Below are 26,808 nucleotides of genomic sequence, written 5' to 3'. Positions count from 1 at the left end.
ACGTATACAATGGTGCGCGTCCTTTTATGCCAACACTGGGAGTAGACATGCTGCTCGCTATCGATATGGGAAACACGCAGACGGCCATGGGCCTGTTTGACGGAGACGAGCTGGTGCAGTCGTGGCGCATGCCCACCGACCGCTCCTATACCGCCGACGAGATCCACGTGCGCCTGATGGGCTTCTTTAAGATGTACGGCCTTTCGCTCGATGCGGTCGACGCGATCGCCTTTGCCGGCGTGGTGCCGCAGCTCTCGCGCGAATGGCACGCCGTAGCCGACCGCATTGCCGCGGACGCCATCGTCATTGGGCCGCAGACGGCCGCCGTGACCAAGCTGCGTGCGGCGCGCCCCCAGGCCGTAGGTGCCGACCGCGTCGCCAACGCCGTTGCGGCCGAGACTTTCTACGGCGCGCCGGCAATCGTGGTGGACTTTGGCACCGCGACCAATATCGACGTCATCGACGAAGACGGCTATTACATTGGCGGAGCAATCGCGCCGGGCATCCGCATCTCCATGGACGCGCTTGCCGCCCGCGCCGCCAAGCTCGCCAGCGTGCCGCTCGAGGCGCCCGAGCACGCCATCGGCCGCGATACCGAGGAATGCATCAAGGTCGGCGCCGTGGTGGGTGCTGCCGCCATGGCCGAGGGCCTGGTCGCGCGCATGAAACGCGAGCTGGGCCGCGAGGACGCCACCGTTATCGCCACAGGCGGTCTCGCCGGCATCGTCGCCGATTCGACCGATGCCTTCGACGTGGTCGACGGGCAGCTCACCATCAAGGGCATCTGCGAAATCTACCGCCGCATGCAGGAGCTGGGGTAAGACAGGGGCTAAAGTCGAGCACGCCCGATGTCACAGCCCCGCAAACGTTCGCCAAGCCTATTCCTCAAAACTGAAAATTTTTCAATTTTGAGGAATAGGGCGCTGGCAACCCATTCACCAGATAGGCGAAACCCTCCCCGGCACAGGCCGAAGAGGGCTTCGTTGTCATCGTTATCTTTGAGCGCGGGCGCCACGCGTTACAGTCCGCGAATCCGTACGGCCTCGGGCGGAAACTCCTGCTCGCCGGCATCGGTCTTGATGGTCGCGCGGCCCCAGATGTCCAGGCCCGCAAACACACCGACTGCGAGCGGCAAGCCGTTGGGCGACACCGCCGCGACCTGACGACCCAGCAGTGGCACCATGTCAAAGTACTCGCCCAGCACCGGAGCCAGCGGGCCGGCAGCGCCCTGCGGCGTGTTGGCGGCAACCGCCCAGGCGTCAACGCGGGTCAGCACAGCGGCGGCCAATGCCTCGATCAGCGCCTCATCTGCCATATCCACGCCAAGCTCACCCAGCGCCGCACGCTCAATATCAACCGTCACCGCGGCAAACATGCCCGCAGCACCGGCACCGCCGTTCACGGCAACACGCGCGAGCGACGCCTCAAACGCAGGCGCACCGCACACGATATCGCTCGGCCACTGGATACCCACTTTACCGGCAAGGCCCAACCCCGGCGTCGAAGCCGTGCCCACGAGCGCGTCCATCATGCCCATCGCGGCCACAAACGGCAGGCCGTGGAAGGCATGCATGTTCACATCGGGGCGCACAACCAGCGAAAACGTCAGCGAAGCATCGCCCACGCTCCACGCGCACCAGCCCGCGGACACGCCCTCGCGGCCCGCGTCACGCGCCGCGTCGAGCTCGGTACCGGCGACAACAGCATTCATCTCGATCATCTACATACGCCCCAATTCGCCCACGATATGGCCCACGCGATCCTCGGGTTCCTTGACCTCGACACCGTTATAGCGGAAGAACCGCGCCGGGTCGTGCATCAGGTCCTCGAGCGGCACCAGCACAAAGTCGCGCTCGCCAATGAGCGGATGCGGCAGGCGCAGCTTTTTGCCGCCGTGGGTCTCGCCGTCCATCCACAGCAGGTCCAGGTCGATGGTGCGCGGGCCGTTGGCCTTGGCCTTTTTGGAGCGGTCGCGGCCCAGCTCGGCCTCGATCTTCATGAGCTCGTCGAGCAGCACCAACGGCGCCAGCTCGGTCTTAATCTCGATGACGGCGTTGGCAAACGCGTCCTGGCGCGTCTCGTAGGCCGGCTCGCTCTCGTAGATCTTGGAGGAGTTGGACACGCAGGTGAGTGGAATCTCGGCGATCATGTCGCGTGCGGCGCGGATGTTGTCACAGCGATGCCCCAGGTTGGAGCCCACGGCCACAAACGCGCGGCGCGGCTGCGGCTTGGCAACCGCCCAGTAGCCGTTCAGGAACTGCGCAAAGCCCGCGGCGTCGTGCACGCGCACGATGTTGGCACCGGCCTGGATGGCACCCAGGCACACGCCAAACGTAGCGGCATCGCGCTCGGCGGCCTCGGTCACGCCCGAGACGGCGCCCACAAAGCGCTTGCGCGATACGGCGCACATGAGCGGATAGCCCAGTGACGCCATCTTGGCAGTCTCGCGCTGGATGACGATGTCCTCGTTAGCCGACTTACCAAAGCCCGGGCCAGGATCGATGCAGATGCGGTCGCGCGACACACCGGCGTGGATGAGCGCGCGGGCCTGATCGGACAGAAAGCCCATAACGCGGCGCATGATGGGCGCCGAATCGGGCAGGGTGAAGCGGCGGAGCTGCGAGGTGGGCACGTAGGCTTCCTCGCGGCGGGCGCTGCGGCGCATCATGGCGGCCAGGCGGTCATTGGGCTCCGATGCGGCCTCGGTGGCCTCGGGCGCGGGCGCGACGGTCTCGGCGGCAGCAGCCTGCTCGGCGGCCGGCGTCTCCTGCTTCTGCTCGTCCGTGGGCTCCGACGCGGGCTCCGGATCGCCAAACGGCAACGAGGGCTGCACCACGCCGCCCGGAAGCTTGGCCTCCGGCTTAGGCTCGCCCAGCAACTTGCCGCGACGGCGGCGAGTCGGCTTCTCAGCCTCACGCGCGGCCTCGGCAGCCGCCTCGCGTGCCTTCTCGGCAACAAACGCCGCTGCCGAGGTATCGAGCTGCACCGTTGCGTGCGTGCGCGCGGGCGCGGCGACCTCGCCGGCATGCATCACGATGACGCCGCAGGTGCTCGTCTTAACAAACTCGACCATCTTGGGGTCGGTGAAGCCGGTCACGTCGTTGACGATCGAGGCGCCGCAGCGCACGGCCGCCTTGGCAACCGCCACGTGACGCGTGTCGATCGAGACGATGGCGCCCTCCTTGGCCAGCGCGCGCACCACGGGCAGCACGCGGCGAGCCTCCTCGTCGGGATTAACCGGGGTAAAGCCGGGGCGCGTGGACTCGCCGCCTACGTCGATGATGTCGGCGCCGGCGTCGAGCATCGCCAGGCCGTACTCGATGGCGGCATCCGGGTCGAAGTGCTCCCCGCCATCGCTAAACGAATCGGGCGTCACGTTGAGGACGCCCATGATGCGCGGACGGTCAAAGCTGAGCTCATACTTTCCGCACCGCCATGTCTTGCTGTCGTTCGCCATGAACATCCTCCTAAAATGCCCACGCCGCCGAGCTTGGGGAGCTGGCGGCGGGGTCGCTTTGCACTTAGTCTTTCTATTGTATCCGCGCACACGGGCTAGAACGCAAACGCGGCCGCGATGTCGCAAGAAATCAGCAGGTCGGCATTTGCATCCTGATCGGTAGGCGCCAAATTGCAAATGGCCAGCGTATCGCCAGTAAAGTAGCGTGTGAGACCCGCCGCCGGGCACACCACGAGCGATGTTCCGCCCACGATGAGGGCATCGGCCGCAGCGATGGCGGCAACGGCACCGGTCAACACATGCTCGTCGAGCGGCTCTTCGTAGAGCACCACATCGGGCTTGATGCGACCACCGCACGCAGGGCACACGGGCACGCCCGCGGCGTCCTCATGCTCGCGCGAGCAAATCCACTCGGCGCTATAGACCGCGCCGCACGACTGGCAAATGTTGCGATGGACCGATCCGTGCAGCTCGAACACGCGCTGCGAGCCCGCCATCTGATGCAAGCCGTCGATGTTTTGCGTCACCACGGCATCAAGCTTGCCGGCGCGCTCCAGCTCGGCCAGCTTGGTGTGACAGCGGTTGGGCTTAGCGTTAAGCGCGATCATCTTGGTGCGGTAGAAGTCGAAGAACTCGGCCGGATGCGCCTCGTAAAAGCTATGCGACAGCATGGTCTCGGGCGGATAGGCAAACTGCTGGTGATACAGGCCGTCCACGCTGCGGAAATCGGGGATGCCACTTGCCGTGGAAACACCAGCGCCGCCAAAGAAGACCACGCGCTTGTGGGTGTCAAACAGATCCGCCAGCGCGGCGGACGCCTGCCTGGGGTCCGATATTGCCTGCGTCATATGAGTCCTCCGTCCTTGTTGATCGGGCGGCGTCGGGCGATGTCCCAGCATGCGACCTTTAAGTCAGCATGCGCGGAGCCCACCCCGCCCCTGTTGCGCTAATCTTAAGCCTGCCAACCCCGTAGAAAGGACACCATGCCTCAGACTTACACTTTCGCCTCGTGGAACGTCAACGGCCTGCGCGCCGTGCTCAAAAAGGACCCAAGCTTTATCCAGATCGCGCAAGAACTCGACGTCGATATCCTGGCGCTGCAAGAGACCAAGTTGCAAGAAGGCCAGGTCGATATTGACCTGCCCGGCTATCACCAAACCTGGAGCTACGCCGAGCGTAAAGGCTATTCGGGCACTGCGGTCTTTAGCCGCCAGGAACCGCTGCGCGTGCTGCACGCCGACGCGCTGTTACCCTACGCCGGCGAGGGCGAGGCGGCCGCACTCGTCACCCAAGCCGTAACCGAGGGCCGCGTCTGCGCGCTGGAGTTCGACAAGTTCTGGTTTGTGGATGTCTACACTCCCAACGCGCAAAACGAACTCGCCCGCATCGACGTGCGCATGGCTTGGGACGATGCCTATCGCGGCTTTTTGAGCGCGCTTGAACGCGAGACCGGCAAGCCCGTCGTAACTTGCGGCGACTTTAACGTGGCGCATGAGGAGATCGACCTTAAGAACCCCAAGTCCAACCGCGGCAACGCTGGCTTTTCGGACGAGGAGCGCGGCAAGTTCACCGAGCTGCTCAACGCCGGGTTTACCGATACCTGGCGCGCGGCAAATCCGGACGTCGAGGGCGTCTACAGCTGGTGGAGCTACCGCTTTAATGCCCGCAAGAACAACGCCGGTTGGCGCATCGACTACTTCCTGGTAAGCGACGCAATCGCCGGCAACGTGCGCGACACGGGCATCCGCGGCGACATCTTTGGCAGCGACCACTGCCCCGTCACCCTCACGCTAGAGCTCTAGCCCCAACTGATCTCCTGGGGACGGAGGAAAAGGAATCATTTTCACTTCGCGAGATCATCCACGCAGCTCGCTTGCCACGAAACTGGCCCATCTACTACGTTTAAGCCACTACCCTCAACCACAGTGAACAACGCAAAAAGAAAACCGCAGGTAGAAAGCCTACGGTTTTTCATAAAACACGGTTGTGGTTGGGGGTGTCGGGCCAAACGTAGTAGATAGACCGATTTCGTGGCGGGCGGGTTCAGCTGATTCCCTGGGAACGTCTGGAGGCGAAAGAAAACGGATCAATTTGGCTCTCCGAGGGCCACGATGCCCGTCGTATCAGCCGGCTATTTCAAAACTATGCCGGTTTACGGGGCTGAATCGCGAACCCCCAACCATACGCAATTCCGAAATAATAAAACCGCAGGTAAACGGCTTGCTCTATTTCAAAAATAGCCGGCATGGTCTGCTTGTGCCAATCTGGCCCCGTAAACCGGCATAGTTTTAAAATGGCACTTCGGCAGTATTGATTCCCGCCCCGGCGCAACCAGCCCTACAGTCCGTACTTCACGACGACTCGGTTGATGCGGCGACACCAAGGCTTGTACAGGGCGACCAAGAACACGCAGGTCGCGAGGCCATGCGTGATGTCGAACGGCACCGCCGTAGCAAGACGCGCTATGGCGCCCGCCCACGTGAGCGGTTGAACAAAACCGATAATGTCGTAGGCGTTGATCACAACGCCGTAGAGCAAGCCCGAGGCAAAGCCGTATGCCATCAGCGCCGGCATGCGCACGGTTCCATCCGCACGGTCGAACGCGCCCGCATGCGCCAGCGCGCCGCCAACATAGCCAACCAGACCCCAGGCATACATCTGCCACGGCGTCCACATGCCCTGTCCAAAAAAGAAATTGCTGGTCAGCGCCGCCAGCGCGCCAACCATAAAACCATTGCGGCGACCAAGCGTCGCCCCCGCGATAATGGCGATGGCACTCACGGGTTTAAAGTCGGGAATGGGGCCAAACAAGATGCGCCCCGCCGCGGCCAACGCCGCCAACACCAGCGTTGGCATAATCTGGCGCAGGCCCGGTCGCGACGCCTCGTAGCCTGCAAAGAACAGCGCAAGCACCAGCGCCACCACGACAAGCATGGCGAGCGCCGCCTGCTCAACGCCCGCCAGCAACGCCGCAGCCATCACGGCTGGCACCGCCAGCAGCAGCGGTATCTCCAGTTTTGCGAGTAGGCGCACGATGCGATAATCCGCCATCCCATCACGCCCTATAAAACACGTTGTCGGCAAAGAAGTCGGCCGGCGGCTCCATGCAGGCAATCTCGCCATCGAACATCATGGCGATGTCGTCGGCGACCTGCTCAGCAAAGTCCAAATCGTGCGTAGCCATGATGACGGTGCCGCCAGCCTTCGCATGGTCACGCAGGGCGCGGGCGATGATGCGGCGGCTCTCCAGATCCAAGCCCTTCGTGGGCTCGTCAAGCAGCAGCAGCTCGGGGCCAATCAGCAGCAGCTTTGCCAGCGCGAGCAGCTGGCGCTGTCCGCCCGAGAGGTCGTAGGGGTGGCGCGTCTCCAGGCCGTCCAATCCCAGTTGCGCCGCACGCTCCCGCGCCAAGTTCTCGTCATATCCGCAGGTCGAGGCCCATTCCATCAGCTCGTCGCGCACCGTCTCGGCAACCAGCAGGGCCTTGGGGTTCTGCGGCAGCAGCGCAGCCGAGGCCGCCCCGCGCACCATACGACCACGCTGCAGCTTGGCAGTCTTGGCCAGCACCGAAAGCATCGTCGACTTGCCGCAGCCGTTTCCGCCCACGACTGCATGCACCGCGCCAGCCGAAAACGACGCATCGAGCCCGCGCAGCACCCAACCGCACGCGCGATCGTAGCGAAACCAGCCTTCCGACAGGGTGGTAGCCGACCCAGCGTGCATTTTTTGGAGTATTCTGCTTCCATCCGTGCGCGGGAAGGCTTCCGAGCCGTTCTCGAGCGACGTTTGCGCCACAAATTCGGACGATTTGTCCAATTCCGAGCTTTTTTTCGCGCTCGATACGTCCCCGGGCGGCTCCAGAGAGCCCAAATTGTCCTCACGCCTGCTGAATACTCCGTTTTTTGCACATCGGACGGCACCCCACCCCAACATGTCGTCGGAAAACAGCGATTCTCGGCGTCCCAAAGAAGCCATATCCGCCACCTCGCGCACGTGACCGTCCTCAATCCGGTACGCACATGTCGCATACTCGAGCATTGGGCGCGGTTGATGCGTAGCCACAACAACCGTGCAGCCCAACTCACGGTTCACGCGAAACAGCGCGTGCAGAAAATTCTTCTCGGCAACGGGATCGAGCTGAGACGTGGGCTCGTCGAGTAGCAGCACACGCGGACGCAACGCCAGAACGGCCGCCAACGACAGCAACTGTTTGCGACCACCCGAAAGCGTGTCAGTATCGCGGTGGAGCCAGTCCTCCAGCCCAAAGAAATAGCTGGTCTCGGCTACACGACGGCGCATCTCATCACGCGCTAGACCCAAGTTTTCCAGGCCAAACGCCATCTCGTGCCACACGGTTTCACACACGATCTGGTTCTCGGGATCCTGAAACACATAGCCCATGCGCTCTGCGGACGCCCGAACGTCCATATCGGCAACGCTCTCACCCAGCACGCACAGCTCGCCGGCGCATTCGCCCATCGGCGCGATCTCGGGTTTGAGCAGCGAGAGCAGCGTCGACTTGCCCGACCCGGTACCGCCAACGAGCAGTGCAAACGCACCTTGGGGAACAGACCAGTCGAGCCCGTCGAGCACCAGCGCCTCAGCCCCGGGGTAGGTAAAGCTCAGGCCCCGTACCTCAATCGCCGGAATATCCGGGCCGCACGCCGCGCCCGACACCGGGCCCCTATCCAACCGAGCCATCAGCCAAACCTCTTCTCATCAATCGCGTGCAACGCGCAAGGCAGCACCATCCAGGCAGCGTACACGACATAGCCCGGCCACGGCGCCGGCACCGAGAGCTGCGGATAAAACGAATACTGCGTCGTCGCGGTCCACGCCACTGCCACCGTGACCACGCCAAACAGCGCAAGCCCAACCAGCGCGGCAACGTCGCTGCGCCCCAGCCGATACCGCGCATACGTCGTACGACGCGTCGCGGCACCCCACCCGCGCGAGCGCATCGCGTCCGCGCGCTCCAGCGAATCTTCCATGCCCCAGCCCATCAACACGCTCGACGCCCGCAGGCGCGAGCGCACGGGGTCGGCCGGCGCGCGGCCCGGCACATCGATCGCGTCCTGCACCGCCAGCACCGTGCGGCCGCGGCGCAAAAACTGCGGGATAAGCCTCATGCACATCGAGATCATGAGCGCAATCACCGGTGCGGCATTGCCCAGCAGCGCGAGCACCTTGTCGTATTCGAGCATCGACGCCGCCGCCTCAAACCACAGCACGCTCGCCACAAACAGCCCGCCCATGCACAGGCCGTATACCATGCTCTCCAGATACACCGCGCGCATGCCAATACGGAACAGCTCCGTCGAGCCCGAGGCGCTAAACAGCGGATTGAGCACCGCGACGATCAAAATCACCGGCAGCTGCCAGCGGAGCGCGCCCAGCGTGCGGGCAGCCCCACGCGTCGCAAATCCATACGCCAGCCCGCCCGCAAGTGACAGCGCAATCAGTACCGGCTGCATCGAGAACATAGTGAGCCCCAGCGTCAGCACTATATAGAGTGCCGGCACAGCCGGATGCGACATCGAGAATGCCGCGACGGGCTCGTTGCCCGATTCCTCTCGCATGATATCCACGGGCACCCTCATCCCCTCGCTCAAACGCCAACGGCGTAGCGCCGCCGGCGCCATACACAACCAGCGCAAACGCCGCGCCCGCGGCACCGACATCGGCCGCCATGCGTCAATCGTTACGCGCTCGTCATATGCCTGCGGTATCATATTGCGCCGTGTATCGTTTCCAAACACACGTCTCTATAACGTAACAGGAGATCACATGGACGCAACCGCAATTATCCTCGCCGCCGGCGAGGGCACCCGCATGAAGTCGAACCACTGCAAGGTTTCGCACAAGATCCTGGGTAAGCCCATGGTCCAGTGGATCGTCGACGCCACCATCAAGGCCGGCTGCAGCCGCGTCGTGGTCGTCATCGGCAGCCACGCCGACGAGATGCGCGCCCTTATCGACGGCGCCTACGCCAACAGCGCCACCAAGGTCGAGTGCGTCGAGCAGACCGAGCGCCTGGGCACCGGCCACGCCGTAAAGGTCGCGCTCGAGGCCTGCGGCATCACGCAAGGCCCCGTCGTCGTGCTCAACGGCGACCTGCCGCTCATCACTGCCGACACCGTCGCCAAGTTCGCGCAGACCGTCGCTACCGGCGAGCTCGCCTGCACCGTCATGACCATGACCCCGCCCGATCCCTTTGGCTACGGCCGCATCAAGCTGGGTGCCGACGGTCAGATCGAGCGCATCATCGAGCAGAAGGACTGCACGCCCGAGCAGGCCGCCACGCTGCTCGAGTGCAACGCAGGCTGCTACGCCTTCGACGGCGCGCAGCTCGCCGCACACATTGACGAGATCGGCAACGACAACGCGCAGTCCGAGTACTACCTGCCCGACATGCTCGAGATCCTCAAGGGCCACGGCCAGGCAGTCTCCATCTTCCACTGCGACGACTACCGCGACGGTCTGGGCGTCAACAGCCGTATCCAGCTCGCACAGCTTACCGCCATCGCGCGCGACCGCATCAACGAGCACTGGATGGCCGAGGGCGTTACGTTCATCGACCCCACGCAGGCCTGGATCGGCCCCGACGCCACCATCGGCCGCGACACCGTCGTGTGGCCTCAGACGCACCTGATCGGCCACGTCACCGTGGGCGAGGAGTGCCAGCTCGGCCCCAACAGCCGCCTCACCGACACCACCGTCGGCAGCGGCTGCATCATCGATGAGACCATCGCCATCGAGGCCGTCATCGAGAACGGCGTCGACTGCGGCCCGCGCGCCTACCTGCGCCCGGGTACCCACATGCTCGACGGCTCCAAGGCCGGCACGCACGTGGAGATCAAGAAGTCCACGATCGGCGAGGGCTCCAAGGTTCCGCACCTGTCCTACATCGGCGACACCACCATGGGCGCCGGCGTCAACGTGGGCGCGGGCTCCATCACCTGCAACTACGACGGCGTGCACAAGCACAAGACCGTCATCGGCAAGGATGCCTTCATCGGTTCCGACACCATGATGGTCGCGCCCGCCCAGATCGGTGACGGCGCGCTCGTGGCCGCCGGCTCCGTCATCACCGAGCCGGTCCCGGCCGACGCGCTCGGTCTGGGCCGCGCCCGTCAGGTAAATATTGAGGGCTGGGCCGCCGATTATCGCCGCCGTCTGCACGAGGACGACGAGGTATAACGTTTTACCAAGCATCTAAGGAGCTGTTCCCATGGGGACGGCTCCTTTTTCTATGCTGACCTGCGCGACAGAATGAGTGGTCGGTTCGTGTCCGTTGACGGTAAAGACGTTATCAAGACCCGATTAACCCCGCCGCGCGGTTACAATGCAAAAAGGCATCTATATGGCATTCGATATATAAAGGAGAAGGGTAATGCCGATTAATGATCCCGAGAAGTCGGAGAATATGCGCAAGTCCATCCGCGTGTATTCCGGTTCCTCCAACCGTCCCCTCGCTCAGAAGATCGCTGAGTACCTTGGGGTCGAGCTTTCGGGCCTTACGCTAAAGCAGTTCGCCAACGGTGAGATTTACGCCCGCTACGACGAGACCGTCCGCGGCGCCGACGTCTTCCTGATTCAGTCCGTGGCTGGCGGCAACGTCAACGACATGCTCATGGAGCTGCTCATCGCCACCGACGCTGCCAAGCGCGCATCCGCCCGCTCCATCACCGCCGTTATCACCCACTACGGCTACGCCCGCCAGGACCGCAAGGCCGGCCCGCGCGAGCCCATCACCGCCCGCCTCGTCGCCAACCTGCTCGAGCGCGCCGGCGTCAACCGCATCATCACCCTCGACCTGCACCAGGGCCAGATCCAGGGCTTCTTTGATATCCCGGTTAACCACCTGTCCGCACTGCCGCTGTTTGGCCAGTACTACAACGACATGCACTTCGACACCGACAACCTGGTTGTCGTCTCCCCCGACGTGGGTCGCGCCAAGGCCGCCAAGAAGCTGTCCGACATGCTCGGCTGCGACCTGGCCATCGCCCACAAGGGCCGTCCGCGCCACAACGCCGCCGAGGTCATGGGCATCATCGGTGACATCAAGGGCAAGACCTGCATCATCAACGACGACATGATCGACACCGCTGGCACCCTGTGCGCCAACGTCAAGGAGCTCAAGGCTATGGGCGCCGGCGACATCTACGTGTGCGCCACCCACGGCATCTTCTCCGGTCCGGCCATCGAGCGTCTGAACGACGCCCCCATCGTCGAGTGCGTCGTCACCGATGCCATTCCCGTCGAGGTCGGCGGCAAGATTAAGACCATCTCGGTCGCCGAGGAGTTCGCTCAGGCCATCTCCGCCGTTTACCACGAGGAGCCCGTCTCCACGCTCGTCGGCGGCGACTTCGCGCTGTAGCCTGCCACGCATCGCATCATCTTTGATGCTTTTAAAGGGTCGGAAGCTCGCTTCCGACCCTTTTTCTATCCCTCGCCAACCTTCCCTGGACAATTAGTTCAAATTTGTATTTTCTTGGGCGCCCACATGGACCACTTGATGCGCCAAAGGTTCACCTGCCGGCATAATCTCGGCCAATCTCTCCTCTTATGGACGTCTTCACTATGCCATTCACTCTATTTTGCCCACCGAACCCTTCGACAATGGCGGAACGCTTCAATCGCCTTATACAAATCTGAACTAACTGTCCAACACCTATCTCGATCCATGCCTCCAAGGTCAAACAAGCGCCCTGAGCCCCGCTTTTTCAAGGCCCCTCGCACGATCTGCTACCGTCTGCGGCGCACGACGCCCCTTTGAGCGAAAAGAACGCCACGGCTGCATCATTTCGCCGACGGCTTAGTACTTTATAGCTATGACCACTGTGATCTCACATTTCTCCGCCCTCCGCGCAATTCGCCGCGCTCGACGGGCGTACTCTGCGCTTCCGTGGGGCATCATCGATGACAGGCAACAGGCACAAGCCCTTGCAAGTTGTGTTCCCAACAAGGACGCCATAGACTTTGTAGCTCTTGCGATGCTTGACGCCTGGAGCGAAGACGACTCCGAGCGCCTAGATCTCCTTGTTGCCGGCGGCAACAACAGACGGCCCGACGGACGTCTTCTCCAGCACAGCGTCACCGCCCCGCTTCCCGCGGAAGCAATCATGCACATCGAAGCTGACATCTACGCAACGTCTCCCGCCATGACAGCCATGTTGTGCTCTAGGAATGAGCCTGTAGCCAAAGTCCTGATGCTTCTCATGGAGCTGCTGGGGTCCTACTCCCTTCCGCCCGAGATAACCAACCCCATCGCCCACGACGACACGTGGCCCAAGGCCGGTAGCTCCGAAGCGATGGACGATCTTGATTGTCATGGCGGCCAGCCGGCACCCGGAAAGCAAGACGAAACCCGCTACGAACAGGCGCACTACAAATGCGAGCCTGCCACAACCATAAATGAGCTCGAGGCAGTCGCACAGTTTGCCAAAAGTAGCTCCTACGCCTCGTTTCGCACGGCCGTCAGACTCGCCCGAGCAGGATCCGCATCCCCAGCGGAGTCCTTAATGTTCGCCGTCCTGGGCGCGCCCATGCGCTTTGGCGGATTCGGATGCTGCAGCCTGCCCATGGGAGGCCTGCTACTCAACCATCGAATCGACTTCGACACTCTTGCGGTCAACATGTCCTCAGGCATCCCCTATGCCATCTGCGACCTATATTGCCCGGCAGCCGGAGTCGACAACGAATACAACGGAATTGGGCATGAGCTTCAAAATGCTCGCATCCACGATGGCAATCGAAATAATGGACTCAAGGCAATGGGCATCCACGTCCTGGTTATCAATCGCGACCAAATGAAAGACCTTGTTGCGCTCGAAGCCTTCGCACAAATGATGCATCGACTCGCTGGGGTTCGGTTCCGCTATCGCATCAAGGGTTATCGCAAACGTCAAGCCGCATGGCTCAACGCCCTTCGGGCCGGAATCGGCCTCGCGCCGGTCTAGAAAGCGTATCTCGACAACATCGCCGAGCAAGGCTGGACAGTTAGTTCAGATTTGTATAAACAGACGGCTTATTTCAAGGCGCTTTGCTGCCATCTCGGGGCCAATCACCTCATTTAAAGGCTCGAATGGCTTCGAAATAGCGCAAAACGTGCGCCCCAAAGCACCGAAACGGCTCCATGTCTCCGATTTTGGCAGCCGAGAGCCTCTTGCTTTATACAAATCTGAACTAACTGTCCACCCCGGTTTCCTGCAACCGCTCAAACGCCCTCAACTCACCTCAATTGCCCTCCATTTGACAGCGGCAACAGGGTCGCTCACCATAGCAGGCGACAAATCAACGAAAGGATGAACATGGCAGCTGCACAGCCGCTTAAGATTCGCATGGTTGCCGGGCTTGGCAACCCGGGCGAGGAATATGCCGAGACCCGCCACAACGCCGGCTTTAAGGCAATCGACGAGCTGGCCCGTCAGGCCGGTGTCACGTATTGGAAAAATCAGGCCGGTGCCGAGGTCGCGCTCATCAATATCAACGATGCCGAGGAAGAGGGCGGCAAACGCCAGATTGTGCTGGTCAAGCCGCAGTCATTCATGAACACCTCGGGCGGCCCCATCTCCAAGCTCTGCCGCGAGTACAAGATCAAGGCCGAGGAGCTGCTCGTAATCCACGACGAGCTCGATATTCCCGCCGGCGACGTGCGTGTTAAGGTGGGCGGCGGCCATGCTGGCCACAACGGCCTGCGTTCCATCATCGACAAGATGGGCAGCCGCGACTTCAGCCGCATCCGCACCGGCATCGGCAACCCTCCCGGCAAGATGGCCGTCGCAGACTATGTGCTTAAGCAGCTGCGCGCCCGCGAGGCCGAGGGCTTCCAGGACACCTGCACCCGCGCCGCAGATGCCGCCGGTTTGGCCATCGTCCACGGCGTAATCTACGCCCGCGATCACGTAAACGGTGCCGCTTCCGCCAACGGCAAGCACTAAAACCTACCATTTAGGGATGTTAATTTTGGCAGGTTTTATATGCGAAAACGCCGCCGCGGCCGCATCGCAATAAGTCCTGCGCCGCCATACATATGCAGCGCCCCAAAGGGGGCCGGCCCCACCGATGCGCGAGGCCGGCCCCCTTTGCCGTTTTGCCTGATAAAACCGACCAAAATAAACCTGTCCCTTTTTGGTAGGTCGGGATAAACCCTTTTCCCAACCGCCGAAGACACACGTAAACAGCATGTCCATGAGGGTATAATTTGCACCGTATGTCTGCACAACGCCTGTGCGCGTACGGTTTTACTCGGGCTACCGTCCATTTCCGTGGAGGCACGGTTCGGCGGCCCTAACAAGAGAGGGGTTCTATGTATAAGATCCTGGAGAAGACGCAGTTCTCGGAGAAGGTGTTCAAGTTCCGCATCGAGGCGCCCGCAATCGCCAAACATGCGCACGCTGGACAGTTCCTCATGGTTCGCGCCAACGAGACGGGCGAGCGTGTCCCGTTTACCCTGGCCGGCTGGAACGGTGACGAGGGCTGGGTCGAGTTCATCTTCATGGTGATCGGCAAGACCACCGAGATGCTTTCCACCTACGAGGCCGGCGAGTCGCTGCGCGACGTCGTGGGCCCGCTGGGCGTTCCCACCGAGATGGCCGAGGGCCCCTGCGCCGTCATTGGCGGCGGCGTCGGCCTGGCAATTGCCTTCCCGGTCGCCAAGCACCTGGTCGAGACCGGTCACGAGGTGCACGCCATCATGGGCGCCCGCACCAAGGACCTCCTGCTCATGGAGGACCAGTTCCGCGAGCTCCTCGACGAGGACCACATCCACATCACCACCGACGACGGCTCCTACGGCGAGCAGGGCGTTGTCACCGCTCCGCTGGAGCGCCTGCTGCAGGACAAGGCCGTGAGCCAGGTCTTCTGCGTCGGCCCCGTTCCGATGATGAAGTTCTCGACCCTCACCGCCCAGAAGTACGACACCCCCATCACCGCGTCGCTCAACCCCATCATGGTTGACGGCACCGGCATGTGCGGCTGCTGCCGCGTCGAGGTGGGCGGCGTGACCAAGTTCGCTTGCGTCGACGGCCCCGACTTCGATGCCACCCTGGTCGACTGGGATGACCTTCGTGCCCGCCAGGCCGCTTACCGTTCCGAAGAGGGCGAGTCCCTCAAGGCCTATGAGGAAAAGAGCTGCGCATGCCACTAGTTAACGGTCGTTTCGTTGCCGATATGAAGTCGCCCCGCACCCCCGATAACGAGGAGCCGGCTGCCGAGCGCGCCTGCGACTTCCGCCCCGTCGACAAGGGCTTCACCGAGGAGATGGCGCTGGCCGAGGCCGAGCGCTGCCTCAACTGCAAGAAGCCGTTCTGTGTTGAGGGCTGCCCCGTCAACATCAACATTCCCCGCTTTATCGAGCAGATCCGCGCGAAGGACTTCGGCGGCGCTCTCGATACCATCCGCGAGGACTCCATGCTTCCCGCCATCTGCGGCCGCGTCTGCCCGCAGGAGAACCAGTGCGAGGGTAAGTGCATCCGTGGCAAGAAGTCCGAGCCCGTGGCCATCGGCCAGCTCGAGCGCTTCCTGGGTGACCGCCCCGAGCTCGCCTCCACGCCCAAGATGGCCCCCAAGAACGGCAAGAAGGTCGCCGTCGTCGGCTCCGGCCCGTCCGGCATCACCTGCGCCGGCGAGCTCGCCCGCAACGGCTTTGACGTCACCGTCTTTGAGGCCTTCTTCACCGGCGGCGGCGTGCTGGTCTACGGCATCCCCGAGTTCCGCCTGCCCAAGGCAGTCGTCAAGCGCGAGATTGACGGCCTGGAGGACATGGGCGTCAAGTTTGAGTACAACTCCGTCGTGGGTAACATGGCCACGGCCGAGGAGCTGTTCGAGCAGGGCTTCGACGCCATCTACGTGGCGACCGGCGCTGGCCTGCCCAAGTTCCTCAACGTCCCCGGCGAGAACCTGCCCAACGTCTTCTTCGCTAACGAGTACCTCACCCGCGTGAACCTGATGAAGGCCAACAAGTTCCCCGAGTACGACACCCCCACCAAGCACGGCAAGAACGTCGTCGTCTTTGGTGGCGGCAACGTGGCTATGGACGCCGTCCGTACCGCCAAGCGTCTGGGCGCCGAGCACGCCATCATCGCCTACCGTCGTACCGAGGACGAGATGCCCTGCCGTCGCGCCGAGCTGCACCACGCCAAGGCCGAGGGCGTCGAGGTTCTGCCGCTCGTTTCCCCGCTCGAGTTTGTCGCTGGCGAGGATGGCTCCGTGTGCGCCGTCAAGGTCCAGAAGATGGAGCTCGGCGAGCCTGACGAGTCCGGCCGTCGTCGCCCGGTGCCCATCGAGGGTGCCATCGAGGAGATTCCCTGCGACGTCGCGATCTCGGCCATCGGCACCAACGCCAACCCCTTCGCTGCCAAGATCGGCGGCAAGATGGAGCTCAACAAGTGGGGCTACATCGTTGCCGACGAGGAGACCGGCCAGACCACCGATCCCCGCATCTGGGCCGGCGGCGACATCGTCACCGGTGCCGCTACGGTCATTCTGGCGATGGGCGCCGGCAAGAAGGCCGCCGCTTCCATCACCAAGAGCCTGCTGGGCGAGTAATCACCTACAGCGTTAGCCACCAAACGGCAAAGTCCCCGTCGAGCACACGCCCGGCGGGGACTTTTTCTATGTCGGCCGCCCCACCACCACAAAGGGGGCAGGTGCCTTTATGGTGATCTGGGGTCTGGTCGGTCGTTTTGTCTCGATCTGTAACAGTTAGAGCCTGTTGAGCCTTGTAGTTGTTACAGATCAAGATATTGTGCGAACATCCGCCTGTTCATCTCGATCTGTAACAGTTAGAGGCCAAATTCCTCGCTACATGTTACAGATCGAGACGTTAGGTTGGCGGCCATTCGGTTCATCTAAATCTGTAACATCTGGGGCCGTTTTGGGCAGCCAGGTGTTACAGGTTGAGATTTTGCGAAAGCCGAGGATGGGCGCCGTCGCCAAAACCTAGCGCTTGCGACGCTTGGTTGCGGCAATGCCGGCCGCGGCTACGGTTGCGCCGGCGATGCCCAGAGCGGCGACCGTCATCGCGGTGGTGTCTCCCGTGTTGACGAGCACCGCAGCATCGGACTTCTTACCGTTCTTGCCCTTACCCTTGGACTTGTCCGTCGTCACCGTGGTCGTCGTCGAAGTCGAACCACCCGCAGGAGCCCCGGTACCGCCAGAGCCATCCGCACCGCCACCCTGCTCGCCGCCGCCAGGCGTCGGCTTGGGTTCCGGCTTGGGTTCCGGCTTGGGCCCGGGCTCCGGCTCGGGATCGGGCGTCGCCTCATCGGTCACCGTAATCGTAATGTTCAAGCGCTCCGAATACTCGCTATACGACATGCCGGGACGCTGCGCCGCAATACGCACGTACATATTGCTGTCGAGCACAATGGGCTCGGTATACCGCACGCGCCCCTCATCACGGCAGGGGCAGGTGTCGTTGGCGGTGTACCAAATCGTCGTGCCATCCTCGGCCGAAAGCTCCAGCTTCGTGCCCTTGGGCACCGTAATATAGTTCTCCTTGGGCGACCATGCACCAAACGTCGTCGCACCAATCGTCGCCACCGGTCGCGCCGGTCGCACTGCCTCGGCAGACACGCGAACGTCGACCTGCTTGGACAGCGCCGTGCCGTCCACCGCCGCCGTCAGCGTCGTCAAACCGGGCAGAACACCATGCAGCGCAAACGTCGCCGCGCCGTCCTCGCCCGTCACGGCCTGGGTGGCATCGACAGAGCAGATAGCCGAGGACTCCAGCCCAACACTAACCTTTGCGCCCGCAAACGGCTTGCCCGCCTTATCGGTCACGTGCGCCACCAGCTCAAAGTCACTGCCCTCAAGCATGGTCACGGCCTGCTCCACGTTGAGCTTGAGCTTGTCGGCACGAACGCCCACGACAAGTTCGCCACTTGCCCAGCGCGCCATGGCCGTGCCGGCGTAGTTGCGAGCGCCATCGAGTTCAAACTCGACCGTCGAGCCCGCCTCACGCGCATCGGCATAGTGAATGCGCAGCACGCGCGACAACGGCTTGCCCTTGGGATCGTCCTGCTTGTCGAGCCACGTATACGTCACGTCGCCCAAGCCCTGCTCACACAATGCGGCCAGGGCATCGTCACTCGCATCCATATACTGTGCAAACTCAACCTCGACGCAATCGGTATAGGCATGGGCCGAAACCACCTCGGGCGCCGCCGTCGACACCAAGCCAATATTCACCTCAGTCTGAATCGGCGGCACGCGAAGCCAGGCCGAACGCGCCTCCTCATACCCGTCCTTGGTCACACGCACCTGATACCATCCGGTCGGCGTATTCCAGTTGTACGCACCGTCCGCACCCGTTGCAAGCGGATTGTCCTGCTCATACTCCTCGGCGTCCCAACGCGTGGCATTGGTGCCGGCGGCATCGTCGGCGCTCCACAGCTCAACCGTTGCACCCTCGACCGTATTGGACAGCAGGCCCTCGTACACCACGCCCGCAGGGTCGGGTGCAGCCTTGGCAGCCACGTTGCGATAACGCGCCTCGAAGATCGACTGCATCTTCTCGTCCGAGATCAAGCCGTCCTTGTTGGCCTTGTAGACCTCGGCATCGGTCAGCTCGCCCCAGTTGACCGTAATACGATTCTGGCATGCGCGCTCCACCTGCTCGCAGGCAACATCGTAGGCGCATTCGGCATTGGTCAGCTTAATCGCGCGCTCCGAACCTACGCTGGTCGAAGCCGCGTCATAGGCAGCGCCCACCACGGTACCCGCCGAACCGGCCGTCAGCACGCCGGCGATTGTCATAATGGAGCCCACCGCCACATCGGTGCTATCGTGGCAGAGCTGGCGATACAGCAGATCCTCAAACGCACGCGCCTTCTCCATGGCGTCACGCAGCGCGTAAATGCACTTCCAGTCGTCCTCGGTCTTCTCGGGCTTGGCAAGCAAGCGCGTATGCTGAAGCTCATAGCCCTCGCGCTCGCCCTTCACCTTCTGCATACGGACGTTCACGTTCTCCCAGTTCTTGCTGGCATCGTTCACGCCGTAAATGCCGGTAAAGATGCCGATGCCCTGGGTCGCCGCGGGAAACGCCTGGCCGGCCGCCTTCCACGCATCGGTCTTAAAGACCTGGCCGAACATCTCACACTCGATCTTGTAGCTTTTGAGCGAACGGATCGTGCGGATGAGCTTCATGTGGGCGCTGACGTCACCGTTGCGCTTCCAAGCCATAAGCCAACCGCGAATCGTAGAGTTATTGAGGCTGTGGACTACGTTCCAGTTATCGTACAGATTGTCCAAAATGTCGCATTGCATGGCGATTGAGTTAAACAGCAGCGCCTGGTTCTTGTTGTTATTGGAGTTCTCGATAAACTCCGACTCGATATAGGCCGTCTGCTCGCCATCGGGCGCCGCGACCTTAAAGCCCTTGACGGTATCGTCGTCAGCCGCCTTGTAGCTCAGCGAGCTGCCGAGCGCCTGGCCCAAATCGTTAAACCCGCTCGTCGACTGGCCGTTGTACTCGCTGGCCTTAATGCCCGCACACTTGTTGAGCGCCGCAGCGGTTGCGTCATTCCAGCTTCCGTATTGGTTGAGCTGGCCGATACCCATCGACTGGCCCACCAGATCCTCGGCCTGCTGGGCAATAAACTCCGCTCGCGACGCATGGTCGACGAGTTCCTTGATGGCCGCCGCATCCGCAGCGTTCGCGCCCTGGGCCGACGCAAGTTCCTGATACCAATCCTCGCCGGTGCCGTACGCGTCCTCAAAGATCATCTTGTCCACGTTGACGCCATAGCTGTCGCCTTGCTTGGTCAGCAGCGCCGACGAGCCGCCAACCGCAGCCTTAAGCTCGGCGGCAAACTGCGCCGCCTCATTGTCCGTCTCACCCTCGCCACTACCAGCGGCAGGAGCACGGCGAACCTTACGCGCGTTGCCGCCCTCGTCCTTGCCGTCCTTGTCCTCCTCGGCAAACGCATCGGCGACCATCTGGTCAATCGCGTCGTTAAAGGCCTCGTCGACATCATTAAACGAGCTATCCATCATATACTCGTGCCACTGCTGCACGGCATTCGAGAACTCCTGCTGGCGCTCCTCGGCCGCGGCGGAATGCTTTTTGGCCGAAGCGTTGGCATCAAAACTCAGCATGGTCATAAGCTGAGCATTGGAGATGCGGTAGGTCTGCGGCATAAAGATTTGCTCAAAGTTACCGCAGTTCACATAGGTCGAGTCATTCGCCTTGTTAAACTCGTCGAGCAGCTTAAGGTAGCCCTCGTCCACATACTCCGCCACATAGCGCACACGGGTGCCCTCGCGCGACTTTTGAGCCAGAGGAATCGTCACCGTCTTGCCATCCACGCAGTCCACGTACAGGTCGAGCGTGTCGGCGGCCTCTTCGTTTCCCACCTCGAGCGTGATGTCAAAGGTCCAGTAGGCGTTCTTCTTTTGTGGCAGATGATGGAAGGTCCACAGGCTCTTGCCGGTGTCCTTGCCGTCCTTGACCAAGTTTTGCGTACCGCCACGATACGTCACATCAAAGTTCCAGACCGAAGCGCTCGGAACATAGCGCACATAGTTGCGAGCCGTCACCTCTGCGGCAGCAGCGGCGACGTCGGTCGACCCCACGCGCGCCTCGAGCGTCACGCGCTCGGCGGCAAGCGTATCCTGCGGCAGGTCGTATTCAATCTTGGCACGGCCGAGTTTATTGGTCTTGCCAGTGTACTTTGCGGCCGAGGCGCCCGCGCCCACGGTAAGCTGCACGCTTTTGCCGGGCGCCGCATAAACGTAGGCCACATTGCCCAGCAGGCTGTGGACGTCGGTGCTGTCGACCTCGATGCGCGACCCGCTAACCTCGAGCGTGGTGCTTCCCAGCGGCAATGTCACCTCGCCCAGCGTAATAAGCGGCGAGATGGCATAGATACCCGCGGCCTTAGGCTTAAAGCGCACAAACACATCGGCGCCCATGCCCTTCTTCATATCGAGAACGAGGTTGTCGCCCTCCCACGTCGCGTCAGTCCACCATGTACGGGAGCTATCACCGGGATCGCGAGAGCCTGCGGACACATCCTCGACGGCATCCTTGGCCAGCGGAATCTCAATCTTGGCAGCCTGGCTGTCCTTGAGCTCGTAATGAATGCGCAGCTCGGTCTCCACGCCAACGACCGCGGACGAATCAGCAATAACCGAGCCCGCCGTCAGCCCGCGCTCGGCACGATAGGCCTCCACGTCAAACGTCGGCACGTCGAGCGTCACGTCGAGCTGTTTGCCGTCCTCAATCTTCACCTGCTTTTGCGCGATATGCTTACCCACGGTCAGCCCTAGCCGGCTAAACGTGGAATAGCTCGTCGCTTGAATGTCGTAGCTCGTCTTGTTAAAGGCGACGATGGTGTACGAACCGGCCTTAAGGCGCGGCGTCTCGGCCTTCATGATAGGCGTGGTGCCATCGTCTTCGTAACCCATCAGATAGGTGACGCCGTCGGCGACTAACTTGCCGTCGGACGTACGAAACACCAGCACGCGGTTGGCTCCCTGGTAGTCGCCCTTGGTCGTGACCGTCGCCGTACCCCAAGGCTTCAAGTCGATATCGACCTTGCCGGCCGAAGGCTTCACCGTCGCCGTCGCCCCACCCAGCTTGAGGCTGTCTTTGGGCACGAGCGTTATCTCCAGATCCTGGTCCGCGTCGGCAATGGCCTGCGACACCACGAGCGCTGTACCCTGGATACGGTAGTCGTTTTCCTTGTCGCCCTTGGCAGGTTTGAGCGTCTTGCCGCCGCTCTTCACCGTCAGATCGATGTTATCGAGACTATCGAGCTCAATGCGTTCGGTCTTATCCTGGCCTGCGACCGGTTCGAGATAGGCCACATTGAGTTCAATCGCGCGCGAAGTCGGAATCTTGGTAAAGTCCTCCGCCTTAATCTCTCCGATATTCCACGTGCCCGTCATCTGGTCGCCCGGGCGCGCCAGCACCATGTCATAGTAACCGCTGAGCGAAATGCGCAGGGTGACTGCTGTCTTGGAGAGAGCGTCCGCTGTAAAGCTGCCGTCATCGCCAACCGCCAGCGGCGTGGACTGCCCCGCCTGCACGAGTGTAGCCGTCGCGCTCTGGGGAAGTTTGCCCGTCACCTGGGCCGCCTCGCCCATCCACTCAAAGGTATAGGCGGGACGCGAAGGGTCGGCCGAGTCCATCTGATCGCCGACGGCATCCGCAACCTTCTTAATCATCGAGGGGTTGCCCGCCGAGTCCGTCGCATAGGCATAGATGGTCTGGCCCTCGCTAAAAGGCATCGAGTAATCGACGCCATCGATCGTCACGTTGTTGACGTACAGGCCCCCCTCTTCGAGCTTGATGTCGGGATTCATGACGCGCAGGGTCACCGCGCTGTGGTTGGTGGTTGAGCTGCCGGCGGCGCTGGTAATGCGCGTATTGTCAAACGGCTCCAGATCAATCGACTGCACGCTCTTGGGCACAACGATTTCCTTACCAGCCAGTGCGGGATCGAGGTAAGTAAACGCGTGCGCTCCGATATATTTGACGCCGTCGCCAATCGTCACCGACGACACATGCTCACACCCGTTAAAGGCATAGGGCCCAATCCGCTCCACCGTGCCCGGCACGGCGATCTGGGTAAAGGTGAGCACTGTTGTGTCCGAGACATAGAACTGTGGCACGCCGCAATAGGCGAATGCAAGATAGGCGATAGTTTTGACCGAAGGCGGCAGCGTTGCCACCACATTGTCGTCAAGTTGTTCGCAGTCCTTAAAGGCCTGCTCGGGAATCGTGGTAAAGGCCGCGTTGTTGGGCCAGGTTACCGTTTGGAGCGTCTTGCTTTTGTAGAATGCATAGCTCTTGAGCTCCTCGACCGAATCGGGCAGTGCGATCTCTTTGATGCTGCTGCCGCCCAAGCCGCCAACCGAGCGGACATGCGAATTCGAAGCGAAGGTGATCGATGTGAGCGCAGCGCTTCCCATACCCGTAAGGCTTACGACATTTTTGTCGTCGATGGTCGAGGGCACCTCCAACGTGGTAATGCCCGCGTCGCCATACTCGATAGAAATTTCGTTGGTGAGGCTATCGATCGAGAAGTAGTACTGCGCAGGGGTCTGCTCGCCGGCCACGTAGCCATCGTCGTATTCGTCCTTTACGCCCATGGCGCCCTTCGAGGTTGCCCAGAGTTCAAGTTCTTCGTTCCAGGTCGCCTCGGTGCCGGAAGCCTCCTCTTGCTTTTGCTGCTCGGCGAGCTCCTTGCCCTCGACAAGATCGGTGGCAAGCGTACCCGCAGGTGTGCTCTCGGTCTGTCCGGCGCCCGTCAGGCCCGCCGCCGATGCAATCTCGGAGGCCGGGGGCGTAGGGGTGTCACCGGTATCGGGCGCTGTGGGGCCGGCAGCGCCGGCATCGGGCGCGTGATCGGCGGCATCGGGCGCGGCGTCGGCGGGGTCGGCGGCGTCTACTTGGTCGACATCCGTCTGCACAAAGGTGCTATCGGTGGTGAGCACCTCAGCAAACGCGCCCACAGGCAACGAGCCCGTCACCATGGTGAGGGTCACCGCGGCAATGGTCAGGCGGCGGCAAAGCGCTCGAACAGTAGTCCACCTCATGGTCGTTCCTTTCCTGCAAACCAAAAGTCATCCAGCGTAATCGTTGTCCAAAAACAAAGCGAACGGTAGGTTCATATATACGAACCTACCGTTCTACCTGCGCAAACCGCCACAAAGGGGACAGGCACCTTTGTGGCGGTTCTGGACTTGGCCGGCCAGTTAGTCTCAATCTGTAACAGCTAGAGGCCAAATTCCTCGCTACGTGTTACAGATCGAGACGTTAGGTTGGCAGCCGAGCAGTTCATCTCAATCTGTAACATCTAGAGCCGTTTTGGGCAGTTTGGTGTTACAGATTGAGATTTTGCTGAGGCCGAGAACGAGAGCCGTCACCCAGCTCTAACGCTTGCGGCACTTGGTCGCGGCGAGGCCGGCGGCGGCTACGGTTGCGCCGGCGATGCCTAGGGCGGCGACCGTCATCGCGGTGGTATCCCCCGTGGTAGCCAGGACAGCATCGCCCTTCTTGGCATGCGTGGTTTTCTCAACCGTCTTGGTCGTGGCGGTTGTCGTGGCCGGCTTGGCCGCGGGCTTGGTCTCGGGCTTCACCTCGGGCTCGGTCTCAGGCTTCACCCCAGGCTGCGGCGTTGGCTTGGGATCCGGCGTAGGCTGCGGATCGGGAGTCGGCGTGGCCTCGGGCGTAAAGGTCAAATCGGTGTTGAGCCACAGGGTGTAGATCCAACCGCTGTCCTCATCGGATACGCTATCCGCGACCTGGTAGCCGCACTCCTGGCCGTTGATCACCAGCTTGGTGTCGGACGTGAAGTAGAAGCCGCGCGCGGACTTGAGGTAGATACCGTAGCGATAGGTCACGCCGGGCTTAAAGACGTCGATGTGATTCGTGATGTTCTGATCCCAGAACTTCTGAGAGTTCACTTCGCTGCCATCGCTGCCCGTCCAGAACTCACACTGAGGAAGGGAGTTGGAACCCGTCGGAACATTCGCCGTAAAGATCGGCTTATCGCCTGCCTTGAAGGTGGTCGTGGCGCCGTTGATCTCGACAACGTCGATGGCCCGCCATTCGTCGATCGGCTGCTCGCACAGCATATTGTCGGCGTTTGGTGCGAAGACGCCGTCGACGGTCTTGATGTGGTGCGCCCAATGGCCGTTGACGTACATCATGCAGTCATTGCCCACGGTATTGTCGCCCTTGAGCCTCAGCTCAACGGAGTACATGTAGAACTTGCCCTCCTCGAAGTGGTCAATCTTCTTCATGCCCGGCGTGTACTTTGCGGGGTCGGAATACCAGAAGGCAACGGGCTTGAGCTCCGCAGGGTCGCTGCCATCCATCTCTTCCCAGCACTCATAGGCGATCTCATACTTATCGGCATCGGCGGCAGGAATCGTCGCGGTCGCACGCGGCGCCTCGCCGGGCGCGTAGTCGATTTTCACATCGTTGACGTTTAGATTCTCAAGAGCTTCGTTTTCCGACGAAGCAGGCGTCGTAACTGTTTTAATAGCAGGGACATACAGGAATTCTCCGCTTAGACTCGACTTTACGGTTTCCCCGTTTACGGTAACAACGGTTTCATCGCTGAAGGAATATCCGTCTTTTGGCTTCAGCATAAGAGAATACACGTACTCTTTCCCGCTTTTAAACTTTGTAATAGTCGGCAGGGAACCATGTGAGCCGTTATCGGAATACCAGGCAGCAACGGGTTCGTTGTTTTCAAATTCCTGCCAGCATTCATAAGCGATTTCGTATTTATCTGCATCGTAGTTAGGGACACCTGCCGTCGCCTGCGGACCAGTATCCAGCTGCCAATTGAAGTTCGTATTCTGAACATTGGCAAAGGAGATGGATTCCGATTCTGATTCCGCTGCCGGGATAACAAGGCACGCCCTCTCGTAGACATGGGTGCGGGTGTAGTAGTCATCCCGGATCTCGTTAATAGTGGGTTTCCCGGTCGCCTCGGTGTCTCCTTTAAAGGCGTCGTCCGGATCACCGATGATGATATTCCCGGGCTCTGTACCCGTATACGTAAGCTTGGATCCATCATAGGTGGTCGTCATCTTGGACTTATTCTCCTTGTACTCCGTAAAGTACTTCTGCTCCTCCTTCTGTCTCTGAATCTTGCTGATATCCAGGGTAAGCGTTGTTTTATTGCTCGCACTGTCATACGCCGCATGGACGATCAAGTCCCCCAGGCCGATAAAAGTCAAAGCGCTACCATCGAGAGCAGACTGGTCTCCATCTACAAGGGCAATCCCCTTCACATACTCAATCGTTTCTTCTTTCTTGATGTCGGTGTAATTGTTCCGCACCGTAATATTGACCCTAACGCCGCTGCCGCCAACAACATCGGTCACACCGCAGGGCATGATGGCGTCATTCGCCGGCGTGGCGGCGTTGTCGCTGGGAGTATTTTGTTCAGCGGGTGCCGCATCGTTGGATTCATCGGTGGCGCCAGTCGGGACCGTCTGCTGAGGCTCAGCGGTGGCTTGCGCCGTCAGAGCAGCATCGGTTGCAGGCGCGGTCGCCGGAGCCGCCGTATCCTCCACAACCGTCGGCGTCACCGGAGCCGCGGCAACCTCATCCGTCCCAGCGGCCGGATCGGCGCATTCCGTCGCCAGCGCCACGCTCGGCAGCAGCAACTGACCGACCATAAGCGCACACGCGCCGGCGCAAGCGATTTTGGCACCCACACAACGCCAGGTACCGTGAACCAGCGAGCAGGTACGCTCGCGTTGGGTTTGCTTATCAAAGTGACTTCCGCACATAACGCCCTCCTTGGTCGTAGGGACACCACCACAAATGAACTGCGTCCCGAATCTTGGCCTTCTTTATTAGAAGCGAACACTAGGACGC

At 61.5% G+C, this 26,808-nt stretch carries 16 protein-coding genes; 8 read left to right on the top strand and 8 right to left on the bottom strand.

Annotated elements, in window-relative coordinates:
- Positions 1–47 precede the first annotated feature (47 nt).
- Positions 48–821 carry a type III pantothenate kinase gene (locus tag DW754_RS08540; RefSeq protein ID WP_138113655.1) on the top strand — a complete coding sequence of 258 codons (774 nt, stop codon included), beginning with the start codon at positions 48–50 and terminating at the stop codon, positions 819–821.
- Between the two features lie 197 nt (positions 822–1,018).
- Here the strand turns inward: DW754_RS08540 and DW754_RS08535 are convergent, their stop codons facing one another.
- The 3 genes from DW754_RS08535 to DW754_RS08525 all read right to left on the bottom strand — a co-directional run bounded on the left by DW754_RS08535 (position 1,019) and on the right by DW754_RS08525 (position 4,305).
- Positions 1,019–1,720, bottom strand: coding sequence for a hypothetical protein (locus DW754_RS08535; RefSeq protein WP_117759348.1), 702 nt, complete (start codon positions 1,718–1,720; stop codon positions 1,019–1,021).
- Positions 1,721–3,457 carry a dihydropteroate synthase gene (folP, locus tag DW754_RS08530; RefSeq protein ID WP_117759346.1) on the bottom strand — a complete coding sequence of 579 codons (1,737 nt, stop codon included), beginning with the start codon at positions 3,455–3,457 and terminating at the stop codon, positions 1,721–1,723. It lies immediately after the preceding gene.
- A 95-nt stretch (positions 3,458–3,552) separates the two neighbouring features.
- Positions 3,553–4,305: an NAD-dependent protein deacylase gene (locus tag DW754_RS08525; protein WP_117759345.1), complete on the bottom strand. Its 753-nt coding sequence runs from the start codon at positions 4,303–4,305 to the stop codon at positions 3,553–3,555.
- A 135-nt stretch (positions 4,306–4,440) separates the two neighbouring features.
- Here DW754_RS08525 and DW754_RS08520 point away from each other — a divergent pair, with 135 nt between their 5' ends.
- Entirely contained in the window at positions 4,441–5,259 is an 819-nt protein-coding gene (locus DW754_RS08520; protein WP_117759343.1) for an exodeoxyribonuclease III, read from the top strand.
- 535 nt (positions 5,260–5,794) lie between these two features.
- Here the strand turns inward: DW754_RS08520 and DW754_RS08515 are convergent.
- Genes DW754_RS08515 through DW754_RS08505 form a run of 3 tightly spaced genes read right to left on the bottom strand, consistent with a single transcriptional unit; the run spans position 5,795 to position 9,034 of the window.
- Positions 5,795–6,508: a DUF6580 family putative transport protein gene (locus DW754_RS08515; RefSeq protein WP_117759341.1), complete on the bottom strand. Its 714-nt coding sequence runs from the start codon at positions 6,506–6,508 to the stop codon at positions 5,795–5,797.
- A 4-nt stretch (positions 6,509–6,512) separates the two neighbouring features.
- A complete protein-coding gene (locus DW754_RS08510) occupies positions 6,513–8,156 on the bottom strand; it encodes an ABC transporter ATP-binding protein (protein WP_117759339.1) in 1,644 nt (547 codons plus the stop codon).
- Positions 8,156–9,034, bottom strand: coding sequence for an energy-coupling factor transporter transmembrane component T (locus DW754_RS08505; protein ID WP_117759367.1), 879 nt, complete (start codon positions 9,032–9,034; stop codon positions 8,156–8,158). Before DW754_RS08505 ends, DW754_RS08510 begins: the two co-directional genes overlap by 1 nt.
- Positions 9,035–9,242: 208 nt before the next feature.
- On the opposite strand from DW754_RS08505, the gene glmU reads away from it, so the two are divergent.
- The 6 genes from glmU (at position 9,243) to gltA (ending at position 17,006) form a co-directional block, all read left to right on the top strand.
- On the top strand, positions 9,243–10,655 hold the full coding sequence (gene glmU / locus DW754_RS08500) for a bifunctional UDP-N-acetylglucosamine diphosphorylase/glucosamine-1-phosphate N-acetyltransferase GlmU (RefSeq protein WP_117759337.1): 1,413 nt from the start codon (positions 9,243–9,245) through the stop codon (positions 10,653–10,655).
- Positions 10,656–10,848: 193 nt separating this feature from the next.
- Positions 10,849–11,835 carry a ribose-phosphate pyrophosphokinase gene (locus tag DW754_RS08495; RefSeq protein ID WP_089573682.1) on the top strand — a complete coding sequence of 329 codons (987 nt, stop codon included), beginning with the start codon at positions 10,849–10,851 and terminating at the stop codon, positions 11,833–11,835.
- 454 nt (positions 11,836–12,289) lie between these two features.
- On the top strand, positions 12,290–13,417 hold the full coding sequence (locus tag DW754_RS08490; RefSeq protein ID WP_117759335.1) for a hypothetical protein: 1,128 nt from the start codon (positions 12,290–12,292) through the stop codon (positions 13,415–13,417).
- 351 nt (positions 13,418–13,768) lie between these two features.
- Positions 13,769–14,398 (top strand): aminoacyl-tRNA hydrolase, encoded by a 630-nt coding sequence (gene pth / locus DW754_RS08485; protein ID WP_199411478.1) that lies wholly within the window; start codon positions 13,769–13,771, stop codon positions 14,396–14,398.
- 368 nt (positions 14,399–14,766) lie between these two features.
- Positions 14,767–15,606 carry a sulfide/dihydroorotate dehydrogenase-like FAD/NAD-binding protein gene (locus DW754_RS08480; RefSeq protein WP_006235793.1) on the top strand — a complete coding sequence of 280 codons (840 nt, stop codon included), beginning with the start codon at positions 14,767–14,769 and terminating at the stop codon, positions 15,604–15,606.
- Positions 15,597–17,006 (top strand): NADPH-dependent glutamate synthase, encoded by a 1,410-nt coding sequence (gltA, locus tag DW754_RS08475; RefSeq protein WP_089572633.1) that lies wholly within the window; start codon positions 15,597–15,599, stop codon positions 17,004–17,006. Before DW754_RS08480 ends, gltA begins: the two co-directional genes overlap by 10 nt.
- 393 nt (positions 17,007–17,399) lie before the next feature.
- Here the strand turns inward: gltA and DW754_RS08470 are convergent, their stop codons facing one another.
- Complete coding sequence (locus DW754_RS08470) at positions 17,400–24,005, bottom strand: leucine-rich repeat protein (RefSeq protein ID WP_117759333.1); 6,606 nt, start codon at positions 24,003–24,005, stop codon at positions 17,400–17,402.
- Positions 24,006–24,341: 336 nt separating this feature from the next.
- Complete coding sequence (locus tag DW754_RS08465; RefSeq protein WP_117759331.1) at positions 24,342–26,720, bottom strand: hypothetical protein; 2,379 nt, start codon at positions 26,718–26,720, stop codon at positions 24,342–24,344.
- Positions 26,721–26,808: the final 88 nt, after the last annotated feature.

Source organism: Collinsella sp. AM29-10AC, from assembly GCF_003469085.1.
GTDB lineage: Bacteria > Actinomycetota > Coriobacteriia > Coriobacteriales > Coriobacteriaceae > Collinsella.
The sequence above is the reverse complement of the archived record's forward strand: the minus strand, read 5'-3'. Positions and strand labels throughout refer to the sequence as shown.

What these genes read in the sequence shown, in the direction of transcription:
- DW754_RS08540 (WP_138113655.1), top strand. Translation starts at nt 48, where the DNA reads ATGCTGCTCGCTATCGATATGGGAAACACGCAGACGGCCATGGGCCTG.
- DW754_RS08535 (WP_117759348.1), bottom strand. Translation starts at nt 1,720, where the DNA reads ATGATCGAGATGAATGCTGTTGTCGCCGGTACCGAGCTCGACGCGGCG.
- folP (WP_117759346.1), bottom strand. Translation starts at nt 3,457, where the DNA reads ATGGCGAACGACAGCAAGACATGGCGGTGCGGAAAGTATGAGCTCAGC.
- DW754_RS08525 (WP_117759345.1), bottom strand. Translation starts at nt 4,305, where the DNA reads ATGACGCAGGCAATATCGGACCCCAGGCAGGCGTCCGCCGCGCTGGCG.
- DW754_RS08520 (WP_117759343.1), top strand. Translation starts at nt 4,441, where the DNA reads ATGCCTCAGACTTACACTTTCGCCTCGTGGAACGTCAACGGCCTGCGC.
- DW754_RS08515 (WP_117759341.1), bottom strand. Translation starts at nt 6,508, where the DNA reads ATGGCGGATTATCGCATCGTGCGCCTACTCGCAAAACTGGAGATACCG.
- DW754_RS08510 (WP_117759339.1), bottom strand. Translation starts at nt 8,156, where the DNA reads ATGGCTCGGTTGGATAGGGGCCCGGTGTCGGGCGCGGCGTGCGGCCCG.
- DW754_RS08505 (WP_117759367.1), bottom strand. Translation starts at nt 9,034, where the DNA reads ATGCGAGAGGAATCGGGCAACGAGCCCGTCGCGGCATTCTCGATGTCG.
- glmU (WP_117759337.1), top strand. Translation starts at nt 9,243, where the DNA reads ATGGACGCAACCGCAATTATCCTCGCCGCCGGCGAGGGCACCCGCATG.
- DW754_RS08495 (WP_089573682.1), top strand. Translation starts at nt 10,849, where the DNA reads ATGCCGATTAATGATCCCGAGAAGTCGGAGAATATGCGCAAGTCCATC.
- DW754_RS08490 (WP_117759335.1), top strand. Translation starts at nt 12,290, where the DNA reads ATGACCACTGTGATCTCACATTTCTCCGCCCTCCGCGCAATTCGCCGC.
- pth (WP_199411478.1), top strand. Translation starts at nt 13,769, where the DNA reads ATGGCAGCTGCACAGCCGCTTAAGATTCGCATGGTTGCCGGGCTTGGC.
- DW754_RS08480 (WP_006235793.1), top strand. Translation starts at nt 14,767, where the DNA reads ATGTATAAGATCCTGGAGAAGACGCAGTTCTCGGAGAAGGTGTTCAAG.
- gltA (WP_089572633.1), top strand. Translation starts at nt 15,597, where the DNA reads ATGCCACTAGTTAACGGTCGTTTCGTTGCCGATATGAAGTCGCCCCGC.
- DW754_RS08470 (WP_117759333.1), bottom strand. Translation starts at nt 24,005, where the DNA reads ATGAGGTGGACTACTGTTCGAGCGCTTTGCCGCCGCCTGACCATTGCC.
- DW754_RS08465 (WP_117759331.1), bottom strand. Translation starts at nt 26,720, where the DNA reads ATGTGCGGAAGTCACTTTGATAAGCAAACCCAACGCGAGCGTACCTGC.